This window comes from Streptomyces sp. NBC_01304, from assembly GCF_035975855.1.
Taxonomy (GTDB): Bacteria; Actinomycetota; Actinomycetes; order Streptomycetales; family Streptomycetaceae; genus Streptomyces.
In genome coordinates, this window is record NZ_CP109055.1 from 5,131,032 (window position 1) to 5,144,132 (window position 13,101).

The 13,101-nt window shown below is 68.4% G+C and carries 12 protein-coding genes; 2 read left to right on the forward strand and 10 right to left on the reverse strand.

What is annotated here, in order from left to right; genetic code table 11:
* Nucleotides 1-11: 11 nt before the first annotated feature.
* The 10 genes from glgX to OG430_RS22615 all read right to left on the reverse strand — a co-directional run bounded on the left by glgX (nt 12) and on the right by OG430_RS22615 (nt 10,182).
* Nucleotides 12-2,135 (reverse strand): glycogen debranching protein GlgX, encoded by a 2,124-nt coding sequence (gene glgX, locus OG430_RS22570; protein ID WP_327354375.1) that lies wholly within the window; start codon nt 2,133-2,135, stop codon nt 12-14.
* On the reverse strand, nt 2,132-2,473 hold the full coding sequence (locus OG430_RS22575) for an STAS domain-containing protein (RefSeq protein WP_327354376.1): 342 nt from the start codon (nt 2,471-2,473) through the stop codon (nt 2,132-2,134). The genes glgX and OG430_RS22575 overlap by 4 nt, the downstream gene beginning before the upstream one ends.
* Nucleotides 2,470-4,341: an AGE family epimerase/isomerase gene (locus OG430_RS22580; RefSeq protein ID WP_327354377.1), complete on the reverse strand. Its 1,872-nt coding sequence runs from the start codon at nt 4,339-4,341 to the stop codon at nt 2,470-2,472. Before OG430_RS22580 ends, OG430_RS22575 begins: the two co-directional genes overlap by 4 nt.
* Nucleotides 4,338-5,570, reverse strand: coding sequence for a low temperature requirement protein A (locus tag OG430_RS22585; RefSeq protein WP_327354378.1), 1,233 nt, complete (start codon nt 5,568-5,570; stop codon nt 4,338-4,340). Before OG430_RS22585 ends, OG430_RS22580 begins: the two co-directional genes overlap by 4 nt.
* A gap of 2 nt (nt 5,571-5,572) precedes the next feature.
* The gene (locus OG430_RS22590; RefSeq protein ID WP_327354379.1) at nt 5,573-5,959 is read right to left on the reverse strand and encodes a nuclear transport factor 2 family protein; all 387 of its coding nucleotides are present in this window, start codon (nt 5,957-5,959) and stop codon (nt 5,573-5,575) included.
* An 18-nt stretch (nt 5,960-5,977) separates the two neighbouring features.
* Nucleotides 5,978-6,586, reverse strand: coding sequence for a DJ-1/PfpI family protein (locus OG430_RS22595; protein ID WP_327354380.1), 609 nt, complete (start codon nt 6,584-6,586; stop codon nt 5,978-5,980).
* A 4-nt stretch (nt 6,587-6,590) separates the two neighbouring features.
* Nucleotides 6,591-7,007: an ester cyclase gene (locus OG430_RS22600; protein WP_327354381.1), complete on the reverse strand. Its 417-nt coding sequence runs from the start codon at nt 7,005-7,007 to the stop codon at nt 6,591-6,593.
* A 31-nt stretch (nt 7,008-7,038) separates the two neighbouring features.
* Entirely contained in the window at nt 7,039-8,547 is a 1,509-nt protein-coding gene (gene mftG / locus OG430_RS22605) for a mycofactocin dehydrogenase MftG (protein WP_327354382.1), read from the reverse strand.
* A 118-nt stretch (nt 8,548-8,665) separates the two neighbouring features.
* Nucleotides 8,666-9,445 carry a VOC family protein gene (locus tag OG430_RS22610; protein WP_327354383.1) on the reverse strand — a complete coding sequence of 260 codons (780 nt, stop codon included), beginning with the start codon at nt 9,443-9,445 and terminating at the stop codon, nt 8,666-8,668.
* Nucleotides 9,442-10,182 (reverse strand): DJ-1/PfpI family protein, encoded by a 741-nt coding sequence (locus OG430_RS22615; protein WP_327354384.1) that lies wholly within the window; start codon nt 10,180-10,182, stop codon nt 9,442-9,444. The genes OG430_RS22610 and OG430_RS22615 overlap by 4 nt, the downstream gene beginning before the upstream one ends.
* 234 nt (nt 10,183-10,416) lie before the next feature.
* Between OG430_RS22615 and OG430_RS22620 the strand changes: the two genes are divergently transcribed.
* On the forward strand, nt 10,417-11,817 hold the full coding sequence (locus OG430_RS22620) for an MFS transporter (RefSeq protein WP_327354385.1): 1,401 nt from the start codon (nt 10,417-10,419) through the stop codon (nt 11,815-11,817).
* A gap of 79 nt (nt 11,818-11,896) precedes the next feature.
* The gene (locus OG430_RS22625; protein ID WP_327354386.1) at nt 11,897-13,063 is read left to right on the forward strand and encodes a ferritin-like domain-containing protein; all 1,167 of its coding nucleotides are present in this window, start codon (nt 11,897-11,899) and stop codon (nt 13,061-13,063) included.
* Nucleotides 13,064-13,101: the final 38 nt, after the last annotated feature.

Below are 13,101 nucleotides of genomic sequence, written 5' to 3' on the forward strand. Positions count from 1 at the left end.
AGCAGAGTTGATTACTTGGTCTCGGGGACGGGCCGGCCGACGAGCACGACCACGCTGTGCGCCCCGAGCCGGTAGCGGCCCGGACATTCCAGCGGCGGCTCGGCCCCGATCGGGGCCGGCGCTCCGGGCGCGCCCGTGTCGGCGAACAGGTGCCAGACCTGGTCGTCGGGCAGCTCGGGCAGCTCCAGGTCGTGGTCCTCCCAATGGGCGTTGACCGCCAGGTAGACCACGTCGTCCGGGCCTGAGCGCAGCATGCCGAGCACCCGGCTGTGCTCGGACCAGTCCGGCTCCCAGGCCCGCACCCCGTGCCAGCTGACGTCGGGCAGGCCGCCGCCTGCGCGGTCGGTGCCGTGCGGGTGCTCGACGCCGCGCAGCACGGGGTGGGCGTGCCGGAAGGCGATCAGGGCGCGGGTGAAGTCCAGAAGCCCGTCGTCGGCCCCGACAAGTCCCCAGTCGAACCAGGACAGTTCGTTGTCCTGGCAGTAGGTGTTGTTATTGCCGAGCTGGGTGCGGCCCACCTCGTCGCCGGACAGGAGCATCGGGATGCCCTGGCTGGTGAGGAGCAGCGCCAGCAGGTTCTTCATCTGGCGCAGGCGCAGCTCGCGGATGTGCGCGGAGGCGCTGGGGCCCTCCTCGCCGCAGTTCCAGCTGTGGTTGTCGTTCGCGCCGTCGTTGTTGTGCTCGCCGTTGGCCTCGTTGTGCTTGTCGTTGTACGAGACCAGGTCGGCCAGGGTGAATCCGTCGTGCGCGGTGATGAAGTTGACCGAGGCCGTCGCCGTACGCCCCTGATAGAGGTCCGGGGACCCGGCCAGGCGGGTCGCCAGCTCGCCCACGAGCCCCGGCTCACCCTTGATGAACTTCCTTACGGTGTCCCGGTATTGGCCGTTCCACTCGGACCAGCGCCCGTAGTTGGGGAAGTTGCCGACCTGGTAGAGGCCGGCCGCGTCCCAGGCCTCGGCGATCAGCTTGGTGTGGCGCAGGATCGGGTCGTACGCGAGCTGTTCGAGGAGCGGCGGGTTGGGCAGCGGGCTGCCGTCCGGGGCCCGGTCCAGGATGGACGCGAGGTCGAAGCGGAAGCCGTCGATGTGGTACTCGGACACCCAGTACCGCAGGCAGGAGAGCACGAAGTCGCGGACGACCGGGTGGTTGCAGTTGACCGTGTTGCCGGTGCCGCTGAAGTTGTAGTACTCCCCCTGCGGCGTGAGCATGTAGTACGTGGCGTTGTCGAGACCCCGGAACGAGATCGTCGGGCCCTGCTCGTTGCCCTCGGCGGTGTGGTTGAAGACGACGTCGAGGATCACCTCGATGCCGGCCTTGTGCAACTCCTTGACCAGGGACTTGAATTCGTCGGCCTGCATCCCGAAGCGCCCGGTCGCCGCGTACCCCGCCTTGGGGGCGAAGAACGAGACGGTGTTGTAGCCCCAGTAGTTGTGCAGCCGCTCGCCCGTGGCCGGGTCGGTGCGCGGGTTGTCCAGCTCGTCGAACTCGAAGATCGGCAGCAGCTCGACCGCGTTGACGCCGAGCTCCTTGAGGTACGGGATCTTCTCGCGCAGCCCGGCGTAGGTGCCGGGCGCCTCGGTCTTCGACGAAGGGTGCCGGGTGAAGCCGCGTACGTGGGTCTCGTAGATCACGAGATCCTCGCTGGGGATGCCCAGTTGGGTGTCGTCGCCCCAGTCGAAGTCGTCGTTCACGACCTGCGAGCGGTACGGGTAGACGTCGTCCCAGTCCGGTTCCACGCCCCAGACGTCGCGGCCCGCGATCAGACGTGCGTACGGGTCGCTGAGCACCTTGCGGCGGTCGAAGCGGTCGCCGGCCGCCGGGTCGAAGGGACCGTCGGCGCGGAAGCCGTACTCGAGGTTCTCCAGGTCGAGCCCGAAGACCGTCATCGCGTACACGCTGCCGGTGCGGAACTCCGGCGGGAACACCAGCTCCGCGGTCGGCTCGGGCGCGCCCTTCTCGAAGAGCACGAGGCTCATCGAGGTGGCGCGGTCCGAGTAGACCGAGAAGCTGACACCGCCGGGCACCGGGTGGGCGCCGTACGGGTACGGGCGTCCGGCGCGCACCCGGTAGTCACCGATCCGGTGGGTCGGGAACTCGTCGACGCGCGCCGCCGCGCTCAGGTCCTGGATGCTCATCGGCCTGCCCGCGCCAGCTCGGAGCCGACGTCCTCGCCGATCCGGAAGAAGTCCAGGAACCCGGTCGCGTTCATCACGAACCGGACCTCCTCCGACAGGCCGACCAGGGTGATCTCCGCGTCCACCTGCTGGGCGCGGCGGTGCACGATCAGCAGGGTGCGCAGGCCTGCGCTGGAGACGTACGAGACTCCGGTCAGATCGATGAGGACGGCGCTGCCCGGCCGCACGAAGGGCAGCAGCTGGGCCTGCAGGCCGCCCGAGGTGGTGGAGTTGATCTCCCCCTCCAGGACGACGACCGAGGTGTCGCCCTCGGCGCGCGAGGTCACCTTGACGGTCATCCGGTCACCTCTGCCTTGCCAGTAGAGGAGTTGGGGGCGAGCCGCACCTTGATCTTCACGCGGCCCGAGGTCTCCGGAAGGCGCACGGTCAGCGCGTCCGCGTCGAAGTCGGCGTACGGCTCGCCCTCGATCTCGACGGAGTCGATGCGCACCGAACCGGCCGGCAGCAGATCCGGCGCCACCCGCAGCGTGCGGTCCTCGACCAGGGCGGGGTCGGGCTTGAACCAGAAGTCCATCGGCTTCCCGCTGATCAGCAGGTTGTTGTAGACCGCGGCGAGGAAGCACAGCTCCGCCGAGTGGTACATCGACATCGAGTGGCTGCCCTTGTGGCGCTCGACGCCGAGCAGGTACGGCAGGCCGCTCGCGAGGACGTTGAAGTAGACGGCGCCCTCGTCGTGGTCGAGGAAGAAGGCGTTGTAGAACGACTGGGCGTCGCGCGCCTCGGTGCGGAACTCCTCGCGCCCGGTGATCCCGTGCAGGATCAGGTAGGCCAGGATCGCCTGCTCCTGCTGCCACCAGGCCTTGCGGTCGTGCCAGGTGAAGCGGAAGCGGTCCTCGCCGTCGACCTTGAGCCGCTCGACGACGTCGTACCAGCCACCGCGCTGCCGGTCGCCGCCGACCTCGGGCATGGTCTCGCCGATGGCGGCGGCCGTGTCGAGGTAGGCGTCCTTGGCGCGCAGCGAGTGCATGCGCATCAGGTTCCAGGCGATCTTCAGGTTGTGCCCGACGACCGCCCGGTCCTGCTGCCAGCCGTGCGTGGTGTCGGCCGACCAGTCCTTGTGGAAGCGCTCCTGCACGAAGGGGCTGTTCTTGGTGTCCGGGAAGCGCTCGACGATGGTGTCGAAGGTGTACTCCAGCATGTCGGCGTAACTCTGCTCGCCGGTCGCCAGATAGAGGTTGATCAGGTACGCGGGTGCGTGGTCACCGACCGAATTCCAGTTCTTGCGGGCCTTGTTGGGGCCGAGCGAGTCGTGCTCGGGGCTGAGCAGGATCGGGTCGATGTGCGAGAAGTAGCCGCCCTGCTCGGGGTCGAGGTAGAAGCGGTCGAAGAGCCGGATGGTGGCGTCGGCGTCGGCCTTGATCCGGGGGTCGCCGGTGACGCGGAAGGTCTGGACGGGGCCGGCGAGGGCGTAGATCTGCTCGTACGCGGGCAGCGCGTCGTAGTCGTCGTCGAACTCCGAGGTGAACAGCTTCGTCTCGACGTCGCCGTCGACCTTGAGGCCGTGGTACCAGTACGTGACGTTCTCGTCGGTGTCGACGAAGCGCATGTGCTCGCGCAGATACTCGGTGCCGCGCTCGGCGACCTCCAAGTACTCGTCGTTGCCGGTGAGTTGGAAGGCCGAGGCCATGCCGTAGACGAGCCGCGAGATGGTGTCCGTCTCCTGGACGTGGCTGCCGGTCTTCTCACCGCTGAGCCGGATCTCGGTGCGGTACTGCTTGAAGTCAATGGGTCCTTCGCCGAACTGGGCCTTGCGGTAGAAGTCGGCGATCTCCTCGATCTGCTTGACCCACCAGAGCGACTCCTCGAACCGGAAGTCGGTGGCGTCGCGGCCGACGAAGACCAGCCGCTTGGCCTCGAAGCGCAGTCCGCCCGCGGCCGGGTCCCTCGTGGCCGGGCCCTTCGGATAGAAGATCCCGTACGCGAAGACGAAGGCGCCCTCCGTCAGGAGTTCGTCGATGTGGCCGGAGGCGTCCTGGTACGGCTCGCCCAGGTTGTGCAGGAGCTCCGCGCTGGGGCCGCCGTCGAGGGATATCTCGAAGCTGCGGCCGTCCGCGCCGGCCACCGTGAAGAGGCGGGCGGCGCGGTCGAAGCCGGTGACCCGGCCCGCGATGGTGTCGGAGAACGTGAAGTTCACTTCATTGGTCATGTCAGTCTCCCAGGTGCGGGTTCGGTGGGACCTGCGGTCCGGGTCTCGATGAGGATCTGGCCGCTCAGGCCGGCGATCAGGACGGCCTCGTAGAGCACCGGGTCGAGGGCCGGGTCGACGGCCGCGAGGACCAGGCAGGCCAGGCCCAGGCCGATCCGCGTCCAGCCCCGCAGGTCCCCGCGGTGGCCGCTGTTGAGCAGATGGATCAGCCCGATGGCGAGCAGGAACACGGCAACGCCGGTGCACAGCACCGGACCCCAATTGGCCCCGTGTCCCCCGCCCTTGAGGGCGTCCGCCGCGAGCAGCCCGCCGACACCGGTCATCCCGATGCCGCAGCAGACGGCCAGATGCCCGTACACATAGCCCTGGCCGCCGAGGCGCCAGCTGCGCAGCTGTGCCGAGTCCACATGGTCGAAGACGAGCCACCACTGGGCCGCGGCGAGGAAGAAGGTCCCGGCCACCACCGCGAGGGCCTTGGGCCGCAGGTCGCTCTCGTCGAGCCCGATCGCGTTGAGGGCGATGACCTCGCCGAGCGCGATGATGGTGAACATCCCGAACCGCTCCGGGATGTGCTCCAGATCGAACGGGACCTGCGCGATCACCCCGGCAGACAGGAACGGCACCAGGAACTCGGCCGCAAGCCCGGTCACCCACAGCAGATAGCAGTACGGCTGCGGCACGAACACCGCCGCGGTCCAGATGGCGGCGCCGGCCGCGAAGCCCGTCATGTAGCGGCGGGTCAGCGGGCGGGCCTTGGGGATGTGGTAGTGCGCCCGGGCATAGAGCCCCACCAGCAGGAGCCGCCCGGCCACATAGCCGACGGCGAACCCGACGGCCCCCTGCCGGGAGCTGAACGCCTCGTAGATCGACACCGCCATCACCAGGACGGCGAGCATCGCCCCGAGCATCATCAGGCGGTGCAGCCGGTCGTCGTTGTCGAACCGGTCCCCGTAGAAGGTGTAGGTGACCCAGGTCCACCAGATGGCCGCGAACAGCGCCACGTACTGCAGCCCGCCCGACCAGGACGGTACGTGCCGCAGAAACTCGACGAGCCCGGCGACGGCTACGACGAAGACCAGGTCGAAGAGGAGCTCCAGCGGGCTGACCCGGCGGTCCTGCTCCTCCTCGTCGATCCGGAACTTCAGCTGGCCCCGGCGCGGCCGCAGCGCGCCGATCCGCAGCCGGGGACTGTCGTCCTCGGCCGCATCCGGTGAATCCAGGACAGCCATCGTCAGGCCTCGGTGACCTGGGTGTGCGCGGCGTCGTGGTAGCCCTTGGCCTCGGTGACCAGGCCGGCGTCGTCCACCTTGAAGGTGTCGATGCCGGTCTCGCGGACCACGCCGCCGTCCTTCTTGTACGCAGTGATGCCGAAGACGAAGGCCGCCTCGTCACCGGTGACGATCAGGTCCTTGAGCTCGAACTCCACCCGGTCGATGACGTCGAAGAGACCGTCGAAGAAGCCGAGGACCGCGTCCCGGCCCCGGTTGGGCGTCGAGCCCACCGGCTCGTAGTGCACGACGTTCTCGGCGAACAGGCCGGCGAACTTCTCCCGGTCCTGCTTGTTGAAGCTGTCGACGTATCCCTCGACGGCCTCGCGTATCTGCGCTTCAGTCGGCATGACTGCTCCCCAACTCCCTTACTTAGAGCTTGTTTCGATCTCGCGGACGAACGTGTCCATGAACCGCTCGGTCACCTCGGGGTGCTTGGCGGTGATCAGGTCCCCGTCGACGACGAGCTCCGCGGTGCCCGAGCCCTCGTAGACGACCTCGGCGCCGGCGTTCTCCACATCGCAGACGATGTTGTGCGCGCAGGTCACCCGGCGCCCGGCGAGCAGCTCCCGGTCGGCGCAGAGCAGCCACAGCGAATGGCAGATCGTGCCGATCTTCAGCCCGTCCACGGCCGCGGCGGACCGCAGGAACTCCACGGCCGGTGCCTTGTTGCGGCTGCCCGGACCGGGGATCTCGACCTGGTAGCGCAGCCGGTCCATGGCGTACGCGCCGATCAGGATGACACCCACGTAGTCGGCGGGGTCGATGGCGGTGAGCTCGGTGGTCACCGTGACGTGGTCCTCGACGGTCCCGTTGTCCGGGTTGCTGCCGAAGGTCAGCGACGGCTGGTCCCACAGGTGGGAGACGTACTCCACCTCGTAGCCGTGGGCCGGGAAGTACGCGTTGAACGCCCGGTATTCGGTCTGGTCGAAGTGGTCCTCGATGAGGACGGCGATCCTGCCCTTGGCCTCCGCCACGGCGTCAGGCCCCGAGACCGAGCGGCTTGAGCAGCTGGCCGGGATCGAAGAAGGCGGTGACCTCCTTGATCAGGCCGTCCTCGATCCGGAAGATGTTCATCCCCCGCACCTCGATGTGCTCGCCGGTCGGGGCCGCGCCCATGAAGACACCCCGGTGGGTGCCGGTGATGGTGAACGAGGCGGCGACCTTGTCGTCCTGTTCCAGGAGGTCGTCGATGGTGAAGACACGGTCCGGGAAGCCGCCGTACCAGCGCAGCGCGAACTCCTTGTACGCGGGCAGGCCGTGGATGCCGTTCGGTGAGATCGGGTTGTTGAACACCACATCGGGCGCCATGATCTTGTCGGCAATCTGCAGATCGCCGGGAGCGGTCAGGAACTCCTCGTAGTACGTGTGGACAAGCTTGGTCCCCTCGTCGGCCATGGGACCCTCCTTCGCGAGTGAGTGGCTGGGATCAGGCGTCCTGCAGGAACCATTCGGCAGCGCGCTCGCCGATGACGTAGCAGGTCAGATTGGGGTTGGCGCTGACGTGGGTCGGCATCACCGATGCGTCGACCACATTCAGGTTCTGCACTCCGTGCACCCGCAGCCGCTGGTCGACCACCGCGGTCGGGTCGCCGGCCGCGCCCATCTTGGCGGTGCCGACCGGGTGCCACAGGGTGGCGGAGTTCTCCCGGATGTAGTCGAGCAGCAGGGCGTCGTCGTCGACCTGGCGCTGGGTGAGCTTGTCCGAGAGACCGGACGACAGGTCCTGGATCTGCTTGGAGTTGGCGATCTCCCAGGACAGTCGTACGCCGTCCATGGCGATCTTCTGGTCCGCCGCGGTGCCGTACGAGTTGAGGACGATCTCGGGCTGCACCGCCGGGTCGGCGCTGCGCAGCGAGACCCGGCCCCGGCACTCGGGCTTCTGCAGCACGCTCATCACGCTGATGGGGCGGTGGGTGACCGGTACATAGCGGCTGACGAAGTACAGCTGCATGTCGTTGAACTGCTCGGAGCCCGGGTTGGTGTAGCGCACCAGGACCTGGACGTCCGGGTCGTTCGGGTCGGTGACGCCCTCCTTGGGCAGCAGGCCGACCGTGATCTGCTGGTGCTCGATCAGGTTGGCGCCGACGTTCGGCTGGTCGAGCACGACGTCGATGCCGAGCTCGCGCAGCTCGTCCTTCGGGCCGATGCCCGAACGCAGCAGGATGGCGGGCGAGTTGAGGGCGCCGGCGGACAGCGTGATCTGGTCGCCGTAGACCTTCTCCAGCGTGCCGCCGGTTTCCACCTCCACGCCGACGGCCCTGGTGCCCTCGAAGAGCACCCGGTGCACGGTGGCACCCGCCTTGATGGTGAGGTTCTTCCGCTTGCGGGCCTCGGTGAGGTAGGCGATCGCGGTCGAGATCCGCAGGTCGCCCCTGCGGTTCATCGGGATCGGGCCGACACCCGTGGACTGGGGGTCGTTGTGGTCCTCGACGTAGCCGAAGCCCTGGTCGAGGCAGGCCTCCAGATAGGCGGCCTGGAACGGCACCAGCTCGTCACGGGTGGCGCGGACGACCGGGGTCGGACCGCCCTTGCCGTGGAACGGGCCGTCGAAGTCCTGGTCGTCCTCGATTCGGCGGAAGTACGGCAGCAGTGAGCTCCACGCCCACTCGTCGTTGCCCAGCTGGGCCCACTCGTCGTAGTCCGCCGGGATGCCGCGCAGCGCGATGGCGCCGTTGACCGCGGAGCAGCCACCGGCCACCTTGCCACGGGCGTACGTCAGCGAACGGCCGGGGACCGCCTCGGCGGTGTAGCCCCAGTCGTGGTCCTCGACGGACACGGTCCGGGCGTTGGTGAGGTCGGCGGGGATGGCGGAGTTGTCGGCCCAGTCCGGGCCGGCCTCCAGGAGCAGGACGCTGACGCCGGAGTTCTCGGTGAGCCTGCTGGCGAGGACGGCGCCGGAGGAGCCGGCACCCACGACTATGTGGTCGTAACGCATGGAAGAGTTCCCTTCCGGGTTCACTGATGGGTCACGCCCGGGAACGGACCCGGGCAGTGGTGGCTGTTGGTCCGAGGAGGCGGCCCGGCCGGACCAGCCGCCTCCTCGGACCCGGCGGCTACTCGGACTCGAGGCCACCGGGGTACACGCCGGTGCGCACCCACTCGTCGATGGGGCCGCGGTCGCCGGTGTCCACGTACTCGATGCGCGCGCCCATCAGATCGGGCGCAGTGATCACGGCGAACGGAGTGGAGTCGGCATCCTTGCGGAAGGCCGCATCGACGCCCACGCCCTGCTTCTCGAGGAGTTCGAGCCGCCCGGCCATGTCGTCCTCCCAGACGCCGTAGTACAGGATCTGCCCGGCGTTCTTCGCCGAGACGATCCCGTCCCCGTCGGCCTGGATCAGCTCGTAGTACGGCGCGCCCGTCTTGGAGAACGCGCAGACCAGCTCGAAGGGGTGCGGCTCGGGGTCCTCCAGGCGCGGCACCTTGAAGGTGGCGGGCTCGGTGAACTCGATGCCGAACACCTCGGAGTAGCGGGCGATCGCCGCCTCCAGGTCCGGGACCACGATGCCCACGTGGAAGAACGAGTCGGGCAGCTGCGGGCCCGGTGTGACGTCGCGGTGGACGGTCACCTCCGGGAACTCCTCAAGGCATTCCAGAAGATTCGGAATGAAGTCGCGGAGGTAGTCGGTCGACTTGTGGAATTCCAGGGCGGCGTAGTCCCGGTAGCGCTCCACGACGAGGCGGGTATTACCGCCCTCCTCCGGGCGCACATAGTCGAAGCCGACACAACCAGGCTCATTGGCGCGGATCTTGGCGGCCAGGGCGGACATGAGGATTTCCAGCTCGGCCTCCTTTCCCGCCTTGACGATCTGCTTTGCGGTGACGGTGATCATGCCTGACCACCGCGGCCCGGAAGGAGCATCGGCTCGAAGAAGTCGGTGAACTTCTCCTCGAGTTCGGGGTGCTGGTAGAACTCCGGACCGGTCTGCTGGAAGATCTGGTCACCGATTCCGCCGAAGGTGTCGAACATCATCGAGACGACGGTGCCGACCTCCTTGCCGAAGTAGTTGGCGACCAGCGCGACGGTGGATCCGTTCACTCCGTACGAACCGGTGGTGGTCCAGATCTTCTTGGCCTCGTCGTGCAGCCACATGTGGCGCGGCGAGGGGACGTTGGTGCCCTCGGCACGCAACCCACGGGCCACTGCTGCGACGCAGGTCACCGGGGTGTCGCCGAGGATTCCGGAGCGGGAGAGGATGCCGATGCCGGAGCAGTTGCCGGCGATGACCTTCCCGTTCACGTGGTGGTGACGGATCGCGTCGAGAATGCGGCCGTCCTGGGTCATCTTCCCGGAGCCGACACCGCCGGGAACGTAGAGGATGTCGAAGAGCTGACCCTCCTCGAGCACGGCGTCCGGCACCACCTGGGTGCCCATCTGCATGACGACATTGCCCGGGTCGAGCGACACGAACTTGACGTCGAGTTCGCGCGGCTCCTCCGCGAGCGGCCACGGTGCGATCTGGTGGGCGAGCACCATTGCGGTGCCCTTGAAGATTTCGAGCGGGGTGATGGTGTCCTGCTCGCTGCAGCTCTCGTAACCGAGAACGGCCACGGTTTTGATCTCGGCCATTTCTGAAGCCTCCAGAGAATCCACTGCGGGGATTCCGGCGTCGGGATTCCGAAGGCGCCCGGCAGGGCGCGCATTTCGGCGAGTAGCCGGAAGCTAGCAGCCGCCGAATACCAACTCCCCATCACTCAGACGTACTTCCTGACCTCCGCAGCGCCCACTGGCCAGCCCGCTGAGGTCATGAAGTCTCCACGGCTGCCTTGGCCGCCCGCTCGCCCGTGCAGGACCCTGCGGGGCATGACAACCGAGAGCATCGACGTCACTTCTGAGGCGCCCGCCGGGGGCGGGCAGCCTGCCGCGAAGCCGCGCACCGCCGGCCGATTCCTCGGTATCGCGGTCGGCAACTTCCTCGTCCTGATGGACGCGTCCATCCTGAATGTCGCCCTGCCCGATCTGCAGAGCAGCCTGGACGCCTCGACCGGCGCCCTGGCCTGGACCGTCGACGCGTACACCGTCGTCTTCGCCGGTCTGATGCTGGCGTCCGGGTCCTTCGCGGACCGCTGGGGACCGCGCCGGGTCTACCGTACGTCGCTGATCGCGTTCGGTGCCGTGTCGCTGCTGTGCGCCCTGGCGGCCTCGGCCGGGCTGCTCATCGCGGGCCGCGCCCTGCTCGGCGTGGCCGCCGCCGGACTGGTCCCGGCCTCGCTGGCACTGCTCGGCGGGCTCTACCCCGACCCGGCCAAGAAGGCGCGGGCGGTCGGTGCCTGGGCCGCGGTCAGCTCGCTCGGCCTGGTGTCGGGTCCCGTGCTCGGCGGCGCGCTGGTCTCGCTCGGCGGCTGGGAGCTGGTCTTCCTCGTCAACCCGCCCATCGCCCTGGTCACTTGGCTGGCAGCACGCGGTTTCGCCGCCGACGGGGACCGTCCGCACCGCCCGGTCGACGTGGCCGGTCTGGTGCTGTCCATCGTGGGGCTGAGCGCGCTCACCTTCGGGCTCGTCGAGGGCGGCACCAACGGCTGGGGCCACCTGGTGCCGGTGATCGCAGTCGTGGCCGCCGTCGCCGCGTTCATCGCGCTCGGCCTGGTCGAGCGGAAGTCCCCGCACCCGGTGCTGCCGCCCGCTCTCCTGGTCAAGGCCAGGGTGCAGGCCGACATGATCACCGGCACCGCGGCCTCGTTCGTCTTCTACGGGCTGCTGTTCGCGATGACCCAGTGGATGGTGAACGAGCGCTCCATGTCGCCCCTGGAGACCGGGCTCGCCTTCCTGCCGATGACACTGCCGCTCGCTGTGCTGCCGCTGTTCACCGGCCGGCTGGTGTCCCGCATCGGCACCCGGCCGCTGATCCTGTTCGGCCTGACCTGCGGGGTGCTGTCCGGCGTCATCCTGGCGTTCTCCGGCACCGAGACCCCCTTCGCGCTGCTCGTCGCCGCACAGCTGATGCTGGCGCTCGGCTCGACCACTGCGATCCCGGCCTCCACCGCCGACATGGCCATGGCCGCCCCCACCGAGTACGCGGCCACCGCGCAGGGCGCCCTCAACGCCTCCCGGCAGGCCGGTTCGGCGCTCGGCGTCGCGGTCCTCGGCACCTTGGCCTCCATGCACCAGATCGGCCTCGGCGTCGCGCTGTTCGCGGCCGGGGCGCTCCTCGTGGTCCTCGTACTGCTCGGCCGGTCCCGCAGCCAGGCCCTCGCCGCCAACTGACGGGCGCCACAGCCCAGTTCCACACCTCGTGCGGAGATCGTCGACGTACGACCGTAAAGCCAACGAAAGGAACACCACCATGGCCACCGCACAGGAGGAGGCCGTCCGGGCCCCGGAGCGGCGCTCCGTCGGATGGATCCGTGAGGCGCTGCAGACGGCGATCGAGCTGGAGCACTCCACGCTCCCGATCTACACCGCGGCGATGCTCTCGCTCGAGACGCAGAACTACACCAGCTACAACACCATCCGCAGCGTGCTGATGGAGGAGATGGTGCACATGTCCATCGCCGCCAACATGCTCGCGGCGATCGGCGGCCGCCCGCGCATCAAGGACCTCGACCCGAAGTTCCCGTCGCACGGCCTGCCCGGCGGTGTCGAGCCCGATCTGCACATCGGGCTCGCCAAACTGTCCAAGCCGCAGCTGCACAACTTCATGCGCCTGGAGTCACCGCTCTTCCTGCTGCCCGAGCAGTACTCGCACGAGGACTTCCCGACCATCGGCAAGCTGTACGCGGAGATCAAGGAAGCGATCCTGCAGAACGCCGATGAGCTCCGGGTGGCGGTGCGCGGCGGCGGGATCGCCAACCAGGTCGGCGACAACATCGGCTTCAAGACCATCGTGCCGACCCCCGGCATCGACCCGCTCGACCAGCTCATCGAGGGGATCGACGAGATCCTCGAGCAGGGCGAGGGCGCGACCAGCGGCACCATCCAGGCCGGCGCCGCCTACCAGCACGAGGAGTCCCACTACGGGAAGTTCGCCGAGCTCTGGTACGGCCGCACCTACCGGGCGCCCGAGCCGGCGATCGAGCTGACCCCGGAGACCGAGGCCGTGCACTTCCAGGGCCCGAAGATCAGCTGGCCGTCCGTGGTCAACACGCTCGCGGTGCCCGCGGACGGCTACGAGAAGCTGCTCGCCGAGGATCCGGACGGGGCCGAGATCTCCGCGGAGATGCTGGTCTTCGACCAGGACTACTCGGAGATGCTGGCCAACCTCGACACCATGTGGAACGGCAACCCCGACACCCAGTGGCCCACCTTCGGCGAGGCCGTGCACCACATGATGAAGCTGCGGGTCTTCTCCTGCTTCACGTTCATGCAGCGCGAGATCCCGCGGCACCTCATCGACGACCTGCCGCGCCTCTACCCGGCCGAGTACGGCTTCCTGCACACCTACACCGACCTCGACCAGCCGGTGTTCTACGGCCCGCGGTTCCGCAACCTCAACGCCCGCCCCGTGGCCTGACACATCAACCCGCGCTGCCACGGCCGGACTTGGCCGGG